Genomic DNA, 21,653 nt, shown 5'->3' on the forward strand with positions numbered 1-21,653 from the left:
AAGAAGTTTGATCAGTGTATAGGGTTATTATTTCCTGCTGAGAAAGTAAGTCGGGCTACTCATTTGCCAACAAAGTCACTTTCCGGCCATCGTACAGAGAGCGCAAGCCGGCTGTGGCCACCATATCCCCCTCTTTTACACCATCCAAAACCTCAAATCCATGATTACTCAAAGGGCCTAACTCTATTTTGACTTTCCGGGCGAGATATACCTGAGCCGTATCTTTTTCCAATTTGTATACAAAATTCCCTTCAAAATCTTCTCCGACCGCTTTGACCGGGACCGCCAGGCTGGGAGACTCATCGGCTTCTCCAAACCAAAAAGTCACTTCGGCAGGCATGCCGGGCCGGATTTCTTCCCCGGCATCCAGGATTTTGACAATGACCGGATACGTAGCGGCTCCGGCAGATGAAAAGCCCACTTCCGTAATAATACCTTGGTATGCCTTGTCAGGAATGGAAGAGAACTTTATCGCGACTTCCTCACTTTGCTTGATTTTGGTGATATAGACTTCCGGTATCCCCACATTGACTTCAATATCCCCTTCTCCGGAGTTGATAACAATGACCGGGGAGCCCGCTTGTACGATTTCGTTGATATCGGCATGAGTGGCGGAAACTACACCGTCCGTAGGGGCGATGATTTCTGCATAGTCGAGTTGTGACTGTTGGAGATCCAGGGATTTACGGGCCGTTTGGTAGCCCGATTGGGCATTGGCATAGGCATTTTTTGCTTGTTCATAATCGTTGAGAGAAGCGCTGTTGGCTTGATAGAGTTGCTTGATGCGTTCCAGATTGGACTTGGCCGTTTCCAACTGGATTTTGGCACTTTGCAATGAGGCTTTGGCTTTTTCGTAATTCAACAAAAGATCTTTGGGGTCCAGTTGGGCAAGTAGTTGCCCTTTTCTTACTCTATCCCCCACTTTGACATTCCTTTGTAATAACAGGCCATTGGTGCGAAAACTCAGATTGGTCTCGGAGGCTGAGCGGGATGTTCCGTTAAAGGTTTTGGCTTGCTTGCCTCCTTGTAATTGCACTGTGGCAAACTTTACGGGTTTTATGGGTTCGTTCCTCTCCATCTCTTGTTTACCCCCACATGCAAATGCTCCCCAAAGAAACGTCAAATACAATAGGTGTGCTCCTGTTTTCATAGAATTTAGTTTTGATCCTTTGTGATGTATTCCCCTAAGCGTTGGTAGAATTCCGTCAGGTTTTGCGGAGTTGCCAATAAATGATAAAAACCTATGCTGTTTTCTATACTGAGAAAGGCAATCAGGTAATCGTAGACCGAAATGGCAAAGGCCTCTTTAGCCCTTAAGGCGGCTTGCTGAGCATCGAGCAATTGAATGATAGAAACCAGCCCTTTGGTGTAATTGTCCTGTACCAATTGAAAGTTCTTTTGGGCATTTTCACTGGCTACTTTGGCATAATGAATATTTGTACTGGCTTTTAACAAGTCCAGGGTTTGGGCTTGTACGCTCAGGGTAAGGTTTTGATCTAAGGATTGGATTTGTGTGTTTAATTGTTCCTTTTGGATGCGGGTCGTTTGCAAGTTGATTTGCCGTCTGTTGCCATCAAATAAAGGGTAAGACAAATTCAAGCCGATATTCCACCGGGAGTCGCTAAAGGTACTGCCCGGCAGCGGTTCCGACCCTACCCCTCCTCTCCACCAAATACTTTCCCATTGCCCCTGAGCGGCTAAAGTAGGCAGGTAATACCGGCGTTTGTTCATCGCTTCTTGCCGTTGTACGGCCTGCATATTGGCTTGTAACTGACGTTTGGTGGGATAATTCGTCAAGGCTTCTTGAATCAAAAAACCGGTAATTAAGGCAAGTTGCTCCGGCCCGGTAATATACTGCCCCAATTCACTGGATGAAAAGATGGCAAAGACATTGTCATCCAGGGTCACGTCTTCCACCTCAAATTCCTCTTCCAGGCTGTTGTTTAATAAAGTGTTTAACCGGATTTTTGCCAGTAACAAACTACTTTGTGCCTCAACGACATTTTGACTGACATTGGCCACTTCACTTTCCCAACGGTAAATATCAGAGTTGTTCGTAGAACCCAAGCTGACTTTAATCCTGGCCAGCTCCAGGTTTTTTTTAGAGGTTTCCAGGTTTTCTTCCTGAATATTGACATTGGTTTTGGCCCGGAGAATATCGAAATAAGCTGTAAAGCAATCCAATACAATGTCCATTACCTGTTGGCGGGTAGCATGTTCCTGTGCTTTTTTCAGGAGCTTTTGGATTTTGATAGTAGCGATGGCTTGTTCGGAAAAAATTAACTGCTGTACTGTAATTCCCCCCGAAGCTGTTTTCTCGGCTTGGTTAATCAAAGGATTTGCCCTTTTCTCGTCAATTTGGATAAGTTGTGCAGAAGCTTCAGCGGAGGGCAACCACTGTGACCGAGCTTGTTTTACTTCCTGTTCGGACAATAATATGTCTTGTTGGCTGATTTGAATATCCAGGTTTTGACTCAATGCGCGTTCCACAATGTCCGGAGCGTTGTAAGAGGGGAGTTCCGTTTCCTGTTGCCGGCCGATAAAATTGGCGGTAAATAAAAGCTTAAATGTAGGAGAGTAGTCCACCTTCCGGGCTGTGCCCCGGTTGATATACAAATTTTTCTTGTAGTTGAGATGGACAGGCATATCGGCCAAAGCTTCTCCGCGTTGTAAGTCATCCACCATCACGGCTACTTTCTTAAGTACTTGGTCGATGTTGTTATTGTCCGATACACAAGCCATTAAGCCTAATTCCACTTGTCGTTTACTCATTGAAAAAGAAGGCAGTTGTTGCCCGATCAGGTATTGGGCAATTTGTTGAATTTCTTCTTCACTGCGTTCATAGGGCATAGCCACATACACCCCATCGGTATTTTGAGGGATTTCACTCAGAGAGTTTTGGGGATCTTCCTCAATAAATACGGGTTGGATTTCCGCATTAAACTTCTGTTGGAAATACTGGATTTTTTCTTTGCTTTTTTCTGTATTCAGTATCTGCCGGGTCCGGCTGTCTACCAATATACTAAGGTGCTTGAAAGGGTAGATTTCATAAAAATAGCTTAACTCTTCTTCCATATCGTGTGCGGTAAGCACATAGGAAAAATTAGCCATCCCGGAGGTGCCTTTTTCGGTATAGGGAACGTTTTGCAAGCTTACATCAAATACTCCCAGGGCAATGGTGGGAACCGTTAACATGGAATCTTGTAAAATTCCATGAATGCTTGCGGCACCCAATACTATCACCAAGTCACAACGGGAGGATAAAGACCGGTAATGGCTTTGTGTTTTTTCGATGTCCCAATCGGCAAAACGGAGGTTTGTACTGTCTAATAGGAGAGGGTGAGTGGGACCCAATGTTTTTTGAATCTCTTCTTTTAGCTGCTGGGTAAAGCTTGTAATTTGTGGCGTTTGTTTAAAATCGGTAATGATGCCCATACGTAAACTCTGAGCAGAACTGAAGGTGATGGTGGTATACATCAGCCATAAAAGGGTGCTTATCCATTTCATATTTGCCTGTTATTTAGTTTGGATAAGGATTATAAGGTCGTATAGACTTATTCTATTCGATGTTATTACCAGAGCAGAAAGCCGCTACTTGTTGATACGGTTTTAGGCTGACCGGGGAAAATAGCGTTCCTTTTCTCATAGAATTAGTGCAGGTAACCAAAATGCCTATGGAACCGTGAACAGATATACTTGGATTCCTAATTTTGCTTTTTTTCAGAATAAAAGCAAGTGACGGACTCATTAACTCAGTCTGTGCTTGGTGATCACTATGCAGGAATGTATGGTGATGGCGTATACTCATTGGGTAGCCGAAAAAATGTTTTGCGAAAAGCGGACAACGGGCAGTCAGGATTAACTTTACCGTATTGAAATCTGAAAAAGGAATATTATTTTTGGTTTCAACTCACTCTTTCGCCATCTCATTTATTCACTAAACCATACTCCGCCATTTGATAATGGGGAACCGTATTTAATTCAGGTACTTGAAAAAAATAAGAGGACTAGGACATTGGAGATAATCTTATATATTAGCCAAAAGCATTAGGTATTTCCTCTATTTATTGGCATGCATGGGCAGAGTTGCTGTCTTTATCCATAAGCTTTGAGTAATGGGTGCTAAGGATCGGAAACGGAATGTATTTGTCCGTGTTGTGGCCTGATTACTAGCTTCCGTTTGCTAATTTATTAATTTAACTAAAACCTTTATTAGATGAATCAAAACGTGTATCGTATTGCGTTTACTTTTTTATTTGTAATGGCCTTTCAGCTTCACAGTACTTTCGGGCAAAAAAAAGTAAAACTCCAATTGAATTTGAAAAAAGGAGATGTTTTTAAAACTGTGGAAAGCATCAATCAGGATATTGCTCAAACCATAATGGGAATGGATCAAAACATCCAACAAAACTTTGGGATGGACTATGCCTACGAAGTACTTGAGGTAGACCCAAATAAAAATTACCGGATTAAAGTCACCTATGAACGGGTAAGGTACGAGCAGAAGGGGAATCCGATGGGGGATGTCGCGTATGACTCCGGCAACCCTTCGCAAGAACTTAACGACCAGGTAAAAAGCTACGCGGCTTTGGTGGGACAGGGTTTTCAATTGACGGTTACACCCACCGGGAAAATCAAAGAGGTACGTGGAGCCGATGAGTTGTTGACCAATATGGTAGATTCTTATGATAACCTGGAAGAAACCCAAAAAGAACAATTGAAACAAACGTTGAGCAAGCAATTTGGCAATGAAGCCATTCGCGAAAATATGGCTTTTGTTTTTGATATCTACCCTGAGGAGAAAGTAAGTGTGGGCGATGAGTGGTCTAAAACTTTATCCTTGACTTCGGCTTTAGGATTGAAATTAACCAATACTTGGAAATTGGTGGCGCTGAACGGAGGCGTGGCCGAGGTGCAAGTGAAATCCGTAGCCGAAAATGCCGGAGGCAGTGGCATGGAGGTGCCGGGAGTTGGAAAGATGAATTACAACTTGTCCGGGACGCAAGAAGGAATGCTTTCCTTGGACCAAAAATCAGGATGGACAAAGGGAGCTGAAGTGAAGCAAGACTTTTCCGGAGATGTGGAGTTGGAAGGAGCCATGTCTATGACTTGGCCGATTACTATCAAATCGGTTCGCAAAATGCATATGGCGGATTAATTTCCGCAATACCCATCCGGATGGGTGGAAATCCGTACAAAAAAATATCCCCCGATACTCGATGCCGGGGGATATTTTTCATACTAAAAGATAGGTCGATGGACATTATTCAAACCAAATTCAAGGAAATTAGGACCTAAGGTCAAACAGACTTTCCATATTTGGTCAAATCTTTATCTTATGCATTTTTTATATTGTTAATCACAAGAAACACATAAGAAAGACCTTGCCTAGGTCTTGTAATAGATAGTGTGACTCATAGAAGCGGATGTAATCAGTATTTTTGATTTTTTTTGGTTTTTTTTCAAAATCAGTAATTATGCCCTCTCAGAGGGTGTTTTTATTTTTAAAATTTAAATAAAAAGCTATTGGGCAATACTCCGGATGCTATAGTATTTTTTGCTTCTCCGGAAGCATTGAAAATCAACACGGAGCCTTCCCCTTGGTAGTTGTTGGAGTCCGCGATATAAATATCCCCGGAATTGGGAGCAATGCCGAGCCCGTAATAATTTTCCCCGCTGAGAAGTGATGTTTCCGGGCCTTCGGTAGCCGTAATGTCTACAGCAAACAAGTGAGTAGTAGTACTTGGGTATGCTTCCGCTCCTAAGAAATAGATTTTATCTTTACTGCCATTGATGGCCATATTACCGGTGGCCTGGGTCCCGGCTAAATCAATGCTGTGTTCAATTTCATCGGTTTCAGGGTTGATGCGTTGTAATTGAGGCGTACCTCCGGCAAAGCCACCCGTACTGATTACCCATAGTTGTCCGTTTTTGTCTACTGCAAAATGTTTAGGGCTGGTATTGGTTTTCAGTTTCTTTACAATAGCCTCTGTAGACGGATCGATAATCGTTACGATATCCGTATAGCTGTTGGCTATATAAATTTTATCATTCAGTGCAATGATTCCCTCCGGTCCTGAAGGGACATCGATGAATTTTTTAATACTGTGGTTTTCCAGGTCGATAACCGCTACTTTTGACTCGGGAAGTGTATAGTTTTCATCGAAAGCTCCCCATACAGTGACGAAACCTTTGTTATTGATTCCTGCAAAATACCGGGGCGAAACCAGTTGTTCATCTTCAATCGGTGCTTGTAGTGCCTGGTAGGTCTTTTCGTTTACCACCTCAATTTTATCGGCTTTGTTGCAAAGGAGATAGGCTGTATTTTTATACCAGGTGACCGATTGAATACTGGCGCTGATTTTTCTGGACTCGTTCCCGGATTCAAAGATATTCTTACTGATTTCCTGAGACTGTGTGTTGTACCAGCTTAAAGATCCGTTGCCACTGCCAAAATTTCCCTCGTTTACAATCAATACTCCCGGTTTTTCATAACCAGGTAAAAGATCGGCCGGCTTGTCATCGTCATTTTCACAAGCGGAAAATGCAAATAAAATCAGAATCAACGAAGCGAATAATTGTAATTGCCTCTTCATAAAGTTTGGTTATTTATTTGATGTGAAAAAATGAAAATTCAGTTGAACTTGATAGTACCTTCCGGGCATGGCATAATTGTCATAAGCCTGATAAGAAACATTTCCTACATTTTTTACCGTGACTTGTACGGAGCCTTTAAAGGAGTCTTTTTGAAAGCTTTTACCTACATTAACATCCATCAAAAAATAAGAAGGAAGTGCCCCTTCATTGGTGGGGGTGGTATATTGCTTTCCGGTATAATTTCCCGAAAGTGAAAAATGCCATTGTTTGTAATGGCTTGTCAACGAACCGACAAGCTTATGCCGGGGGGTATAAGGTAGTTGTTTCTTAGCCGAACGATCCGTATGGCTAAGTCCTTTTTGATTTATGGCCTGGATCATGCTGTACCGGGTTGTCGCATTCCACCGCCAATGCCCGAGGGTATACCGGACATCACCATTGAGTTCAACGCCACTGGAATGTACCTTTTTAATATTCCGAGGCGAGTGAAAACTTCCCACAGGTATCCATAAAATCCAGTCATTTACCCAAGAGTAGAAATACACACTTCCGAAGTGGAACCGCCAACCGGAAGTTTGATATTGGTAATCCAGCCCTCCTTCAAGATGATAACCCGATTCAGGTTTTAAGTCCAGGTTGCCCCCCGGTTGCCAATACAAATCATTAAAGGTGGGAATCCGGTAGCTTCGCGAGCCATTGGCCTTTAGCCGGAGTTGTCGTTTGCTTGTCTTCCAAAGGAGCCATTCGTTACCTATGGAAGGGGCAAACTGGGAGCGGTAGCCCGAAACGAAATTTTGACGTAAATTAAAACCTGCTTTCCACCAAGGAAAGAATTGATAGCTATTCAGCAAAAATACATCTATCCGGTTTTGAACGGTGTTTTCAGGATAGGCCTCTACTTCGGGGAAAATCCGCTTTCCTTGTATTCCGGCTTTCATCCGGAAACCAGTTTCAAAGGTCTTTTCGTATTGAAGTTTGAGAATGCCACGAGAAGTAGCGATGGTAGACTTATCGTCATAGTTCTGATAATCCCGTACATAAGCAAGCATAGCCTGCCAAATACCTAAGTGATTGTGAAGGCGGTAGTCAGAAAGGATACGCAGGGAGCGATCCGTCAAGTGCGTATAAGTGGAGGGCTTCCGGTTGTCGGCCATGATGGGTTGAATTTCGTCTGCACTGTGGTTGTACCAGGCTTTGAAGGAAAGTGATTGCCGGGAAGAAAGCCGGTACGATACTTCTTGTAACAGCCCGTAGTTCCGGTAAGAGGCATTGTCTTGCCGTTCGGAAGGTTTGCCATACTTAGTTGTATTCCGGAAAGGGAAATCGTTTTGAGAGTATTTATGGTAAATCACCGTTTTCCCTTCCCAGCTTCCGTTGCCGTACCGGGCCTTTATTCCCGAAAAAGTGGTTCCGAAGCTTTCGATGGTTTGTGAAAGATTGATTTGCCAGCCATCATGCCATTGTGCTTCCGAGTTGAGCAAAATACTGCCCCCAATGGCCCCGCTGCCATACAAAGTACTGCCTCCACCCAAGTGGATTTTTAATTTATCAAATAAAAAGACGGGAATGTTAGAAAAATCGGGTTGCCCTAAAGTAAGGGAGTTCAGGTTAAGGCCATTCCATAAGATGGCGCTGTGGTTGGAACCCGTTCCCCGCAGGGTGGCAGAGGCGGTCATCCCATGGCCGTATTGTTTGAGGTGCAAACCGGATTGTTGGCTGAGTACATCGCCCAGGTTGGCCGAAGCATAGCGGGCCAAAGTGGTGGAATCAAGGAGTTGTACCTGACTTCCCAAACTGTATTTTTTCTCATCCGGAAGACCTAATACTTTTACTTCTTTCAACCAAATCAAACTATCGCTGAATTGAGCAATTCCCGTAAAGGGAAAATTAAGTAAGCATATGATACTGATAAGAATCCGTTTGCTCATGGTATACTTTTACTGATTCACTTGTTCTTTTTAAATTTTTCTGATCAGGGAATTGCAATCTGATTTAGGTAGAAGATGCATGGCTATTGATGGCCGGTTGAGACGTTTGAAGGGTTTTTAACAGGCTTTCAATATTGCTTACAGTATGGATTTGGTCATGTAGACGGATGTGCCAGGTATACACTTGGTTTTGCTTGAACACTTCTATAAGGGGCATCCCTCCTTCTGTTTGTGAATGCACCTCATAGCCTTGCCTCTCCAAAGCCCTTTGGGTCCAATATTTGCCTGTTCCGGTGCCTTTGAGTACGATTGGCGCTTTTCCTTCCGTGTGCATTTTAAAGCGTCCGCTGCGTTTATCGAAAGCAAACCCACTGCTGGAAAATGCTTTTTCAAAGGCCCCGCTAAGAACCAGGTCTTCCGGGGTTCCGCTGACCATTCCTTCTTTGGATTGCATAAGCCAAAGTTTGTCGGCCCCTTGTAACGCCAGATCCAGTTCATGCGTGGTGAGTAAAATGGCTTTGCCTGTCGTTAGAGCAAGTTTGTGTAACAAGCGCATTACTTCCACCCGGTTGGGTAAATCCAGATGGGCCGTAGGTTCATCCAGCAGAATTAGAGGAGTGTCTTGTGCCAAAGCACGGGCAATCATTACTTTTTGCCGTTCTCCGTCACTAAGCTTGTCTATGGTTTTGTCTGCAAAAGAATCCGTATGAGTGGCTAAGAGTGCACATTGGATATGTTCATGATCTTTGGGAGATAAATTCCCCCACCATCCGGTGTAGGGATACCGGCCCATTGCGACTAAGGAATAGACCGGAAGGTTGTCCGTAGGAATCCGCTCTGTGAGTACTACACTCACCATTTTGGCCATTTTGCTGGCAGAGAGTTTGTCCAAACGGGTTGCTCCTATATAGATTTTTCCTTGTAAGGGTTTGTGCAATCCGGCCAGGGTTCTTAATAAAGTCGATTTACCCACCCCATTCGGACCTAACAAGCATACCAACTCTCCTGGCATCAGTTGCTCTTGGATGACTCTGTTAAATAAGGAAAACGCCTTGCCTTTTTTAGGTTGGTAGCCAATTGCTAATTGTTCAAGAGTCGCTATGGAAGATGTAGTAGACATTGTTGTACAGGGCCTGTTTTCAATTCTTTATTGTTGAAGTTTTCTTCGTTTCATAATCACCCAAATGACGACCGGTGAACCGATCAGGGCGGTGATGGCATTCATGGGTAGGGTAATGCTACTACCGGGTACATGGGCGATGATATCACAAGCCAACATAATCGCGATACCCAGAAAACATGCCCCCGGGATAATTAACCGGTGGTCGGAACTGTTGAGTAAGGCCCGGGTAAGATGAGGGACGGCAATGCCGATAAAACCGATGGGCCCGCAAAAGCCTGTGACAGAACCTGCCAGCAAACTGACACAAAGAATCACCCAAAAACGGATTTGGCGAACGCCTAAACCCAGGCTCCGGGCGTAATTTTCTCCAAGCAAAAGCATATTTAACGGTTTGGAAGCCAGAAAGGCCAATACCAAACCCACGAGTACGGCTAAGCCTAGTACGATGAGTTGATCTCCGGTAACACCTTCTACACTGCCAAACGTCCAGAGTACATAATCTTTGATTTCTTCCGGGTTGCTGAAATATTGCCAAACAGCCACTAAGGAAATGGTGATATTTCCAACCATTAGTCCCACTATGAGTAATACGACATTGTCCCGGATGACAGAGGCGACTGCCAAAATGACGAGCATTACTAAGGAGGCTCCTGCAAAAGCAGCCCCAGCCAACAACCAGCTTTCTGTTAATCCCAAATGCTTTAGAGAATATACGGAGGCAATATTTCCCGCTCCGAGCATGACCAACGCTACTCCCAGACTGGCACCTGCCGTAATGCCCAATACCGAAGGGCCGGCCAAAGGGTTGCGAAATAAGGTTTGCATCTGCAAACCGGCTACGGACAGTGCCCCTCCGGCAAACACGGCGGTTAAGGCTTTGGGCAACCGGATTTTTAAGAGGATATTTTCCCAAATTTGGTTTTCAATATCCACTCCTCCCAATACCCGTAAAGCTTCCGTTATAGGGATTTTGACCGATCCTAACAGTAGGTCCCCGAGAAACAGGCCCAAAGACAAAACAAAAAAGCCCGTAATCCAAAGGAGTTGCCTACCTCTGGAGGAGGGTGTTTGTACGACCCTATGTTCTGTACTGATTTGCAAAAGCTAGACGGATAGAAATAAAAAATAAATTGCTAGTTTAAGCGCTCAAAATAGTGCATTTTGTGCTCTGGAAGGCGTTCCGGATGCAATATTTTGATGAAATCGGCCAAAACCAAATGAGGGTGGGTGACACCACTTTCCCAATAGTCATTTCCCTGTGTAGTGGGGTTGGTCCGTTTGGTGTTGGAATAGACTTCTTGTTGTTGATAAGCCTGGAAGTCCGTGAAGCGTTCGTCCCGGGCTTGAAGTTCGGGAAGGCTTTGTACATTGGAAGTAATGATCCACTTATCGGCTTTTACTCCTACCGGGTACACAGCCTCAAAGTCCAACTGCATACTGCCCGTAGTACTGTCTTGTTGCCAAGGGTAGTTACCCGCAGCTTCCAACAATAACCGGCTCATAAAACTTTTGCCTCCGGGCATAAACCAAGTGCCTTTATAAGGGACACCACAAATGACGGTAGGGCTTTGCGGGGTATTTTCTACCAACTTTGCCAAACGCTGGTATTCCTCTTCTACTTTTTGAAATTTTTCATTGGCCAAAGCTTCTTTGTCAAGCAAGGCTGCCATCACCTTTACCCATTCGGCTTTTCCCAAGGCGGAGGTTTCCAGCCATTCGGCATTTAATACCACAGGAATGCCTGCTTCATTGATCATGCGATAGATCTCCAGTTGTGTTTCGCTCCATGAGGTAGCGATCATCACCTCGGGTTGTTGGGCAAACAATAGCTCTTGGTTGATGGAAACAGAATTGCCAAAGCTTTGTATGTTTCCGCTTTGTAAGGCTTGAAGCAAGGTGGAATCATAAAAATATTCACCGCAGGTAACCGTGTGAATGGCATCGGTGGCCTCCAAAAAGCTGCATAGGGATGCATGGGTAGTCGATGTCAAGGCTATTTTTTCTACCGGAGTCCGGATAATGGTACTTTGCTCTTTGTTGATTCCTTCCGGAAGAGTTTCCCCTTTGGCAATGAGGTAATAAACCAACGTGTCTCCTTTGTAAAAGACCTGAAGTTTTTTGAACTTCTTATGATAGGTCAATTTAAAATTTTGAGCATGTTGTACGGTGGTAAGCGGAGTGACGGTAGCCGTGGCAGGCTCCTGAGAAACCATCGTATTTGTTTCCTCTTTGCGCTGAGAGTGGCAGGCAAAAAGTGAAACAAGCATGAAAAGGCTTGAGAAGAAGCAAAGATAGCTTTGTACAGCCTTGCTCCTTTGCAGTTGTCTTTTGTTTGTCTTCATAAGATTAAAATGCTTTTATCCCCGAAAGCTAGCAGCAATTCCTGAAGGAAAAACTCCTGAACTATATAAAAGGCAGGTCTTCTGGCTTCCCTGTTCTCGGCCGCCTTCCCATCCGGTAGGATAGTGGCTGGTATGGCCGGAAATTTTGGTCAGGTATATCTTTATTTCCTGACCTGATAGGGTTACAGCAGCGAGGACTGCACCGGATTTTCACCGGTTTCCCTTTTCATCTTCTTTGTTAGGAGAAGAACCTTCTTATGCACAAAGGTAAGAACTTTCCTAAATTGTTGCCTTTCCGTGTGTAAACTTTAGCAGTAAAAGACTTAGAACCGGAAACTCAAAGCGCTTTTGTATTTTGACTTACTAGCTACCAGAGCCCTGCCCCGTTACCTGTGTGAAAAGTAACTATGTATGTTTGGAGAAAAAACTTAACGATCGTTCGGATAGGGAAAAGCAAACGTATATCGGAGTGCTTTCGTCAGAGGGGTTATTCCTTTAAGGTTTAAACCGGAGGTTCGAATAGGTGCGAACGACAAGGCCCGGAGTAAACCTTAAAGGAAGAAAATATGATATGTTTTTAACTAAATACTTCTCTGAACAACTCAATGCTCTTTTTAACTCCTGAATCCGGTGCTTCTTTCCCTTCAAATTCCAGGGAAATATAACCGGAGTAGTTTGCCGATTTCAGCATGTTGGCGATGCGTTGATAGTCCAGGTCGAGGGTGTACCATTCCCCTTCGCCATAGTAGGTTTTCGCTTGAATGAAATTGGCTTTTTTTACTATCTTTTCCAACTTGGTATACGGGTCTTCCAAAAAATTCCCCGTATCCATCAGTAAGCCCAACCAAGGGGAATTAATCTCATTGACAATGCGCAACAGGCCTTCAGGGGTGCGGGTGAGTCCCCAGTGGTTTTCCAATGCCAGCATTACTCCGCATTCTTCGGCTTTGGGCAAGCATTTTTGAATGCTGTCAATGCACCAGTTAAAGCCATCTTCTTCGGTATACCCTTCCAATACGGGTTCCTCTCCCCGTTGGGCCATCAGGTCGTCAAAGGATTTAATGGTATTCCACCGCCCTGAGTTGAGCCGGATACAGGGAATCCCCATTTTATAAGCGAGCTCAATACAGTGCAATGTATGGTCAATGTTTTTTTGCCTGACGGCAGGGTCCGGATCTACAAAATCCTGGTGAATCGAAAGGCAGATGAGGTCAATGCCCAACGTAAAAGCTTTCCGTTTCAGCATTTGCAAATAGCTGTTTTCTTCCGAGTCCATTTGCCGGTGAAGAATATCCACGCCCTCTACTCCCAGGGCCGCGGCCTTTTCAATCACCGTTTGTACGGTGGTTTTGGGCTCGCGAAAGTGCCAGTAGGAATAAGTGGAAATGGCCAGTTTGATCCGTTGAGTTAAGGGAATGCCCGAAACGATTTCTTCCCGAGGGGTTTTCTTTTGTTCATTCGTGTTGCATGCGGCCCCGGTTAATGCCAGCCCCCCGGCGGCCAGCATGCTTTTCTTAAGGAGTTTTCTGCGGTTTAATTTGTCCATAATTGTTCTGTAGGTGTTAGACATCAGGTGTGGAATTAATCAATATCAGTTTGTAAAAAAACTCATGAGAGTTGAAAAAGCGATAGTTTAAGTTAGTAGATATATCTATCTTTCGCAATTTCCCATTCGGACTATCTTTTTTACTTAGGTGGAAGAGTGCGAATCTATGCAATCATATCCCCTCCGTTTTACTCGGGTATTCACCCGTTCACTCATTCATTGAGCAATACCCCACAACGTGATTTATTTAGTATCTTTAGGCACTTACGCATAAAGTCTTTGTAATTATGAAAATATATACCAAAACCGGAGACAAAGGAACCACCTCTTTGTACGGAGGGAAACGGGTTTCTAAAACACATCCCAGAATTGAAGCTTACGGAACACTGGACGAACTGAACGCTTACATTGGGTTAGTGCGCGATCAGGAAGTGAACCAATGCCGTAGTCAAGAATTAAAAGAAGTGCAAGACCGCTTGTTCACGATCGGAGCGCATTTAGCGGCCGACCCGGACAAAGAAAAACTCAAGGTGCCTGACCTCACCGAAGCCGATGTGGAGTATTTGGAAAGAGCAATTGATTTGATGAATTCAGGCTTGCCTGCTTTAAAGACGTTTGTATTGCCCGGGGGGCATACTTCCGTGTCGTTTTGTCATATTGCCAGGGTAGTATGCCGGAGGGCCGAACGGCTTTGTATTGCCTTGAGTGAAAGTGAAGAAATATATGATTTGGTCATCAAGTATCTGAACCGTTTGTCGGATTACCTGTTTGTATTGGCCCGGACCATGACATATGACTTAAAAGCCGAGGAGGTAGCCTGGCATCCCCGCAATAAAATTGCGCAGAAAAGGCCGGAGGAAACTGGGAATTGAGGAAAAAGGGGGGTAGCATTGATGCATGCATCTTCTTTGCAGGCTGATGAAAATCATTAATTGGAATGTAGATCGGGTAAAATACTTTGATTATCAGTTTTTTATTGTGCCGTTGTATATATTTGCATTTCTTTTTTGTGACGGATTTCCTTGGGAAATCTGTTTAGATTTTAAGAAGAATTTTTTAAATTAGATTGAGTATTTTAAACGGTCATTTTTAAGGAGGGCCTATATGAGATGAACTTTGGCAAAAAAAATGACGTATTACCTATGCAAACCAATTTTTCATACATCCATGGATGACTATTATAGTTCGGGCTTACTACAATGGATAAAACTCAAACTGATGCCTAGAAAGCATGTAAAAGCCTGGAGACAAACTATGCGTACCGTTACCTTGTTTTTCTTGATCATGTTGAGCTTAATGCTTTTCATGTTTATGATTTCATAACTCACAATTGCGAAACTTAAACACAAAGATTACAGTATAGGAAATGGTATGAGAGGCTCTGGTATTCACCAGGGCCTTTTTATTTTCCGGAGCTACATCTACTCTTTTTGCAAAATTCTCCTTAACTTCTAGTATCAGCAATCATTTACTTTTTAAGCATTTCCACCATGAAATTTACCCGAATCAAAGAAACCTGTCTCTATGTACAAGACCTGGACCGCACCCAGCATTTCTATCAGGAAGTATTAGGCTTTGACCTGATCAGCCGGGCGGAAAAACGTCATGTGTTTTTTAGAGTGGGGCATTCGGTGTTGCTTTGTTTTTTACCTGAGGCAACGAGTAGTGACAAACATTTGCCTCCCCATTATGCGCTTGGAAAAATTCACTTGGCATTTGAATGCCCGGAAAAGGATTATGAACAATGGAAAGTGAAACTGCAACAAAAAGATATTGCGATTACGCATGAACATCATTGGTGGGGAGAACAATGGTCGTTCTACTTTGAAGATCCGGACGGGCATGTGCTGGAAGTCGTAAAGCCGGGGCTTTGGGGAGACTAAGGGACAAGGAGAGAAGGGTTGAGGGAAAGAAGGTGTGAAGGAAAGAGGGAATGAGGGGGAGGGGGAGAAGGAAAGAAGGGGGATTTCTTTCCATTCCTCCGTTATGCTACTGCTTGTAATTGTTGGCGATAATGTTTGCGCCAGGTATTAATTCCTACGATACACAACAGCAAATAGATAAAGTACAATCCTGAAGTAATATAAAGCCCTTTGTAGTAGTAAATGCCGACACAAAGCACATCAACAAAAATCCATACGAACCAGGTTTCTATGCGTTTTTTTGCTAATTGCCATTGGGCGATCAAACTGAAAATCGTGGTGGTTGCATCCCAATAAGGCACGCCAGAGTCGGCATAGCGTTGTAATAGATAGCCTGTGCCGGCAGTACTGAGCACACCTAACAAGAGTAAAACCAATAATTCCCGCTTTTCCGAAAAGGTAATCGCCAATTCGCTGTGTTGTTTGCTTCCATAGAGCCAGTTATACCAACCGTATATTCCCAGGATTACATAGATAATATGCAAGACGAAATCCCCAATAAGAAATACGTTCCAAAAAACTATTACATACAAACCGACACTGACAAGTCCGGTAGGCCATGTCCAAATGTTTTCTTTGGCATTGAGGTAAACGCAAATAACACCAAACAATGCCGCCAGGGATTCTATAGAATTTTGGGTAAAATATTCGTACAGTAATTCAAACATGATTTAGTCAATTGTTTTGTTATTCAGGTAATTACAACTGTAGCGTGAGCGTACGTAATTGTTGATCCAGCTTTTGCAGATAGGTTTTTCCATAGGTGCCATCTTCCAAGTCTTTATACATCCATAGGGGCAAGTCCTTTTCAATCGCTTTGCAACCACTGCCTATGGCCATGGTTAGAGAGCCCACCGTATCCACATCACCTCCTAAATCTATACTTTTTTTCAATATTTCGGAGAGGCTGTTTCCGCTTTCCAATAAGGTAAGTACGGCTGCCACCGTATCTTCCCCGTCTACTCTGACTTCTCCCTGCCAATGGTTATTCCACCGGTAATTTTGCCAATCGGCTAAATATACATGAAGTTGGGTTTGCGGGCCTTTGTCGTACCGAAAATAATGCAACATTAAGGCAATGGCTTGAGAGGAGCGAATGCCGGTGTCCGTATGATGGGTGATGAGCGCTTGTTGCCGGGCCAGTTTCATGATTTGGGATTCGTTGCCCAGTATCCCGATGGGGTAAGCACGCATAGCGGCCCCATTCCGGCGGCTTTGAGGGTGGATGCCATCCAGAAGCTCTTGTCCGTTTTGAACCTTATCCAAGAGTTGGTAAAATTTTTCGGAATAACCTTGCCGCCGGTCGCGTTGAAAGACCTCTACAAATTTGTCTGCAATCATTTTCGGATTCCAGTTTGTGCCTTCCAACAGGAGTTCGGCAATTCCGAGGGCCATTTGTGTGTCATCCGTATATCGCTTGTGCAGAGAAGCGTATTTGGGATGAGGGATATAGGTTTCCAGGCGATTATGTAAACGGATCACTTCGCGATCGGCAAATTCAAAACCGGCCCCATATGTATCGCCTATTGCACCTTCTGTCAGCATGTTTTTGAGTGTAAGGTTTTATTATTTCACAAAGAAATAACATTAACGAGAAAAAAGCTTGTAAATAGCCTTTTAAGAGTCTTCAAAGGCGGTTTCCTGAAAAAGCTCACCAAGCTGTAAGTCAATTTACTATGCTATACTTTTTGTAAGAAGATGTGAATGCAGTAATTTCGCAACGTATTCAATTTTTGAACTAAAAATTTCAACACAAGTATGTCATTAGTAAATAAGCCGGCACCGAAATTTGTAGCTCCTGCAGTGATCAATGGAGAGGAAATCGTTTCTGATTTCTCATTAGAGCAATACTTGGGTAAGAAAGAAGTAATCTTCTTCTTCTATCCAAAAGATTTTACTTTTGTTTGCCCTACCGAGATCCTGGCTTTCCAGGAAAAATTGGCTGAATTTGAGAAGAGAAATGTTGCGGTTGTAGGGTGCTCTACCGATACTGAGGAGACTCACTTGGCTTGGTTGAATGTTCCTAAGAACCAAGGTGGTATCGAAGGTGTAACTTACCCATTGGTAGCAGACGTTTCTAAGTCAATCGCTTATAACTTTGGAGTATTAGGTGGTGACTATGATTATAATGAAGAAGGAGAGTTGGTGTTCGAAGGAGCGCCTATCGCTTTGAGAGGTACTTTCCTGATCGACAAAAACGGTATTGTAAAACACCAAGTCGTAAATGACTTCCCATTAGGTCGTAACATTGACGATGCTTTGAGAGTTGTAGATGCTTTACAACACGTAGAGAAGCATGGTGAAGTTTGTCCGGCTAACTGGGAAGAAGGAAAAGACGCAATGCAAGCAACTCGCGAAGGTGTAGCGGATTATCTGTCTAAAAACTAAGCGGTATCTCGCTTGAAAATACAAAAGAGGCTGTCCGCAAAGGGCAGCCTCTTTGTTTTATGTAGTATTGGATAATATATGTAATCTGGGTTTCTCCGGATAAGGGACATTCCGGCACAAAAACCGCTATTTTACATTCAGGGTATAGGTGACGATATAGTCTTTTCCTGATTTTAAGTGCACATCGTATTTCCCCCGCTGTTTAAAGCTATAATGCAGTTCATATAACTCATCTCCTACTTGATTTACCTCCGGTTTGACGGTACGGCTATCCTTTCCACGTTTGAGCTCCAGGGTAAGTTGGTTTACATCAGCATTTTTTGCTGTCTTTAACGTCAATACAAAAACTTCGCTTTTCTTCGCCGGTACTTGTAAAGTTGCCGGTGCTATGGGCTGAAGCTGATGGCTAAACGCATGTTTATAAACCAATGGTCCTTCTAAAAATGCTTGTAAGGTAGGCTGGGTATCGGTTAAAAGCCAGGCGCTATCCAATGGATAATGATTTCTTGCAAACAGTTCGGGAGCAGCTAAAAAGTAGCCGTCATTATAATTGCGAACAAACGACTTCTTTTGTGGGTCGATACTCCCACTTGACCAAGTAGCATCGCAGAGATACCATTTGTTGTTAAGCCTTACCGCATTCCAGGAATGGTTGGGAATACCCTGGCCACCCACATTTGCTTCAGCCGTCCGGCCATAACCATCGATGATATGGCAGTCGATACCAGCAAAATTTGCTAACTCTCTTACCAGATAGGCATATCCGGTACAAATGGTACTTTGCTCTTTCAGGAGCTTTTTAAATACCTTTGAGCGAAATTCCTCGTTCCAGGCTTTTAGTTCTGCGGGGCGATGGAGTAATTTTTTCCGTTTTTGCTTATTTCTTAAGTAATAACCGTAATCATTTTCAATGTTGGTGGCTACCCAGGTATAAATTGCCCTGAACTTTTCCAATTCACTTGGCAAATCAGCGGTGAGTTTGTGGGCGAGTATGGGCAAATTCGTTAAATCTTCTCCCTGATAGAGAGCCGCTACACTGTCAGCCCGATGATAATCCCGGTTATCAAAGCCTGAGAGTTGGGCATGGGCTTGCCCGGCTCCCATGAGTAGTACTCCCAATAATAAGCCCCGGATCATTGGAATGCCCTTTTGATCCGTTGCCAAAATGAGGGTTTGGAAGTGTAAACACCTTCTACAACCACATCCCCCATTAGTTCAACCTGATCTTTCTCCATGCTTATATCAATGGTTGATTGGCCACTTACTTCGTGCTCAATTGTACTATATCCTATATAGCTAAATTGTAACACAAGCCCATCTTCTATATCAGACATTTTAAATCGACCATTGATATCTGTAATTGCACCTTTGGTCGTTCCTTTGACGATAATACTCACTCCAGGTAGTGGTTCTCTATCTTCTTCATTTATGACTTGGCCTGTTATAGTATGGCTTGTCGGTTGGCTATATTCTTCTGAGTTACTTTTGTTAGTGTTTTCATTGGAATGGGTTTCTACCGGCATGGGCGGTGACGATTGGGATTGTGCCATGCTATCGTTATTGGCAAATAACAATGAAAGCCCTATAAATCCTGTTCCGATCCATTGAAGGCCGTAACGCCTAGGCGGTGTTGAAGATAAAGTATACGTTTTTAACTGACGAGGCTTGAACTTCCCACAAGTTTTGCCGGTATTATTTTTAAAGTACTGTAGTATCTCCTCTTCATTCATTTGAGTAAAATCTACCACATTTTTTTGACAGCTACTGCAAAAACCTCCTGTTTCCGTAGCCTGAAAGTTTTCAAAATCCTCTGAACAAGGGGAGGTAATACTAAGGTTGAAGTGTTGTTTCATATTCATTCCGGTTGAAGTGTTGTTTTTATATTTATTCTGTCAATTGCATGAGCTGCCAAAGATACTTTACGTAAATCTCCATACGAAACTATAATTATACTAATAAAAAGGTATATTCTTGTTTTGTGGGAAGCATTTTTTCGTTGAGCTAAAAAATGATTGGAAGCATATACATCGCTCTGTTATATGATATACCGAATGTGAATAAGTTCAAAACCTCCAAGTTCTTATGGAGTGAACCCGAGGAAAAGGCTATTCATATTTATATTGTTCGGCTCCTTTTACCGCTCGATCAGCAAGGTATTGATATCCACCCAAGGGTCGCGTTTTTTCCAATAGGTTTTTGCTTTGGCATATCGCTCATCCACCCATTTTTTGAGTGCCAGCAATTCTTCTTTTGATTCATAATCCTGCGATTTGGTATGTATGGAGCCCCCGGTATGCAAAGCCAGTTTGATATACTCCTGGATGAGCCAAGGGTAAACAGCTCCCTCTTTCACAATGGGTTGAGCTTCGGGTAAAACGATTCTTACCGGGCGTTTGATGTAAGTAAGCAATTCCATGTCCCGCACCTTTGACCAGTCGTCCGCAATCAGTACAAACTCATCTGCCGAAGGGTAAGAGCGTTGTGCATAAAGTACGGCTTCCAGGTCGTTTTCCGGGCGGTCCCCTCCATTGCCTCTTTTCCGGATATGATACATCAGCCGGGCTACGGTAGCCACCGATTGAGAAGACGTTTTGTAAATACCTCCCGTTTTGCCAATCTGCTTTTGATGTGTGGATTTGCGGTCGCCATCATTGAAAAATACAAAGTGGATTATGGGGGAGTGAATGTAGTTTTCCAGATGCCATTGTAGCAGTTGCCAAGTGTAAGAGTACATGCTCAAGGTCCAGTCACTGATGATCACCACTTCGTTCCATCCCGGGGCTTTGCGCTCAAATACCGCATAAGTAGTGGAGTCCGGAGCTTCTACCATTTCCTTTTGAATGTTTTGGGGAATGGAATCCAGCACCTGTTCTTGAAAGGATTGCAAATTGTTTTTTAGGGTAATGACAAAGCCGTGAAACATTGCGGTGGCTTCTTTGGCATCGTTGGGGTCCGTTTGCCGGGTTACCCGCCAGCGGATTCCCGGCTGTTGGAAAATACCCGGGAGTACTGTGCGCAAAGCCCGGAAACGGCTGAGGTTGAGTTCCCGCATATCCATACCTTTGGGGTAGTCGGTATACACCAGTTCAATAGTGGATACCTGGTGCAAATGGGCCGGATCAACCAGGTACCGTTTGGCAATGTCGGAAGAACCAATGGGAAACTGCACCCAGCCTTTATGCTTCGGAAGCCGGTAAGTGCCCACCTGTTGGTGTATGGCTTCGTCATAGCTTTGCATCAAAATATCAGTGGTTTGAGCATTCGCTAAAAATGCATAGGGAAGGAGGAGTAAGGGGAACAGGAATTTTCCTTTCATGATTTAGTTGGCTTGTTTATGCATGACTTCATAGCTATAACGGAAATTAAACCCACGGAATTGGTGAGTGAAGGGGCTGATTAGTTCTTTGCTTTTATAACTTCCATTCAAGCGTATTTGTGAGTCTTTGCACAAAGTTGGAGCATACACTTACAAATCCAAGGCTTATCCGGATAAGAAAATGAATTGTAGGGTTTGAAGACCTTGAAAAGGAAGAATTGTATGTAATGTTTAATAGGTAAATTCATTTTATTTTATTAACTAAATATCAATTGTAATTGGATAGGTAATGTTTTGTTTCTTTTGTGCTTGTTTACCTCCGTTAATTAATCTTAATACATTGTGTAATATTTGTGCTTTTATAGGTACTATATTGCAAATTGCTTTATGTTTGTATTGACACTTTTCCAAACTGAAACTAACATCGGGTTGGCGATCATAGCCTGAGAAAATCCGGAGTACCCAATCACTGACTCGCAAGCAAACGAACA

General features: G+C 43.5%; 17 protein-coding genes and 1 riboswitch. Of the genes, 4 read left to right on the forward strand and 13 right to left on the reverse strand.

The window, feature by feature from the left end:
* Window positions 1-55: 55 nt before the first annotated feature.
* Both AAG747_RS00400 and AAG747_RS00405 read right to left on the reverse strand, forming a co-directional pair.
* The gene (locus tag AAG747_RS00400; RefSeq protein WP_346819132.1) at window positions 56-1,150 is read right to left on the reverse strand and encodes an efflux RND transporter periplasmic adaptor subunit; all 1,095 of its coding nucleotides are present in this window, start codon (window positions 1,148-1,150) and stop codon (window positions 56-58) included.
* 5 nt (window positions 1,151-1,155) lie between these two features.
* On the reverse strand, window positions 1,156-3,507 hold the full coding sequence (locus AAG747_RS00405; protein WP_346819133.1) for an ABC transporter substrate binding protein: 2,352 nt from the start codon (window positions 3,505-3,507) through the stop codon (window positions 1,156-1,158).
* Between the two features lie 709 nt (window positions 3,508-4,216).
* Between AAG747_RS00405 and AAG747_RS00410 the strand changes: the two genes are divergently transcribed.
* A complete protein-coding gene (locus AAG747_RS00410) occupies window positions 4,217-5,158 on the forward strand; it encodes a DUF6263 family protein (protein WP_346819134.1) in 942 nt (313 codons plus the stop codon).
* 346 nt (window positions 5,159-5,504) lie between these two features.
* Here AAG747_RS00410 and AAG747_RS00415 read toward each other — a convergent pair whose 3' ends face one another.
* The 6 genes from AAG747_RS00415 to AAG747_RS00440 form a co-directional block, all read right to left on the reverse strand.
* Entirely contained in the window at window positions 5,505-6,596 is a 1,092-nt protein-coding gene (locus AAG747_RS00415) for a DUF5074 domain-containing protein (protein WP_346819135.1), read from the reverse strand.
* Between the two features lie 9 nt (window positions 6,597-6,605).
* Complete coding sequence (locus AAG747_RS00420) at window positions 6,606-8,525, reverse strand: TonB-dependent receptor (protein WP_346819136.1); 1,920 nt, start codon at window positions 8,523-8,525, stop codon at window positions 6,606-6,608.
* Between the two features lie 64 nt (window positions 8,526-8,589).
* Complete coding sequence (locus AAG747_RS00425) at window positions 8,590-9,645, reverse strand: ABC transporter ATP-binding protein (RefSeq protein ID WP_346819137.1); 1,056 nt, start codon at window positions 9,643-9,645, stop codon at window positions 8,590-8,592.
* A gap of 27 nt (window positions 9,646-9,672) precedes the next feature.
* Complete coding sequence (locus AAG747_RS00430; RefSeq protein WP_346819138.1) at window positions 9,673-10,749, reverse strand: iron chelate uptake ABC transporter family permease subunit; 1,077 nt, start codon at window positions 10,747-10,749, stop codon at window positions 9,673-9,675.
* A 32-nt stretch (window positions 10,750-10,781) separates the two neighbouring features.
* Window positions 10,782-11,915: an ABC transporter substrate-binding protein gene (locus tag AAG747_RS00435; protein ID WP_346819139.1), complete on the reverse strand. Its 1,134-nt coding sequence runs from the start codon at window positions 11,913-11,915 to the stop codon at window positions 10,782-10,784.
* A 129-nt stretch (window positions 11,916-12,044) separates the two neighbouring features.
* A riboswitch (cobalamin riboswitch) is annotated at window positions 12,045-12,260 on the reverse strand.
* Window positions 12,261-12,567: 307 nt separating this feature from the next.
* Window positions 12,568-13,536 carry a sugar phosphate isomerase/epimerase family protein gene (locus tag AAG747_RS00440; RefSeq protein ID WP_346819140.1) on the reverse strand — a complete coding sequence of 323 codons (969 nt, stop codon included), beginning with the start codon at window positions 13,534-13,536 and terminating at the stop codon, window positions 12,568-12,570.
* Between the two features lie 287 nt (window positions 13,537-13,823).
* On the opposite strand from AAG747_RS00440, the gene AAG747_RS00445 reads away from it, so the two are divergent.
* Together AAG747_RS00445 and AAG747_RS00450 are read left to right on the forward strand one after the other, a co-directional pair.
* Window positions 13,824-14,408, forward strand: coding sequence for a cob(I)yrinic acid a,c-diamide adenosyltransferase (locus AAG747_RS00445; RefSeq protein ID WP_346819141.1), 585 nt, complete (start codon window positions 13,824-13,826; stop codon window positions 14,406-14,408).
* Window positions 14,409-15,026: 618 nt separating this feature from the next.
* Window positions 15,027-15,419 (forward strand): VOC family protein, encoded by a 393-nt coding sequence (locus AAG747_RS00450; RefSeq protein WP_346819142.1) that lies wholly within the window; start codon window positions 15,027-15,029, stop codon window positions 15,417-15,419.
* Between the two features lie 101 nt (window positions 15,420-15,520).
* On the opposite strand, the gene pnuC is transcribed toward AAG747_RS00450, so the two are convergent.
* Window positions 15,521-16,126, reverse strand: coding sequence for a nicotinamide riboside transporter PnuC (pnuC, locus tag AAG747_RS00455; protein WP_346819143.1), 606 nt, complete (start codon window positions 16,124-16,126; stop codon window positions 15,521-15,523).
* A 31-nt stretch (window positions 16,127-16,157) separates the two neighbouring features.
* Window positions 16,158-17,003: an ADP-ribosylglycohydrolase family protein gene (locus tag AAG747_RS00460; protein WP_346819144.1), complete on the reverse strand. Its 846-nt coding sequence runs from the start codon at window positions 17,001-17,003 to the stop codon at window positions 16,158-16,160.
* Window positions 17,004-17,216: 213 nt separating this feature from the next.
* Between AAG747_RS00460 and AAG747_RS00465 the strand changes: the two genes are divergently transcribed.
* On the forward strand, window positions 17,217-17,846 hold the full coding sequence (locus AAG747_RS00465; RefSeq protein ID WP_346819145.1) for a peroxiredoxin: 630 nt from the start codon (window positions 17,217-17,219) through the stop codon (window positions 17,844-17,846).
* Window positions 17,847-17,972: 126 nt separating this feature from the next.
* Here AAG747_RS00465 and AAG747_RS00470 read toward each other — a convergent pair whose 3' ends face one another.
* The 3 genes from AAG747_RS00470 to AAG747_RS00480 all read right to left on the reverse strand — a co-directional run bounded on the left by AAG747_RS00470 (window position 17,973) and on the right by AAG747_RS00480 (window position 21,162).
* Window positions 17,973-19,010, reverse strand: a complete 1,038-nt coding sequence (locus AAG747_RS00470) for a transglutaminase domain-containing protein (protein WP_346819146.1) — start codon at window positions 19,008-19,010, stop codon at window positions 17,973-17,975.
* The gene (locus tag AAG747_RS00475) at window positions 18,980-19,705 is read right to left on the reverse strand and encodes a carboxypeptidase-like regulatory domain-containing protein (RefSeq protein WP_346819147.1); all 726 of its coding nucleotides are present in this window, start codon (window positions 19,703-19,705) and stop codon (window positions 18,980-18,982) included. The genes AAG747_RS00470 and AAG747_RS00475 overlap by 31 nt, the downstream gene beginning before the upstream one ends.
* 275 nt (window positions 19,706-19,980) lie before the next feature.
* Complete coding sequence (locus AAG747_RS00480) at window positions 19,981-21,162, reverse strand: hypothetical protein (protein ID WP_346819148.1); 1,182 nt, start codon at window positions 21,160-21,162, stop codon at window positions 19,981-19,983.
* Window positions 21,163-21,653 lie beyond the last annotated feature (491 nt).

The organism is Rapidithrix thailandica (assembly GCF_039710355.1).
Taxonomy (GTDB): Bacteria; Bacteroidota; Bacteroidia; order Cytophagales; family Flammeovirgaceae; genus Rapidithrix; species Rapidithrix thailandica.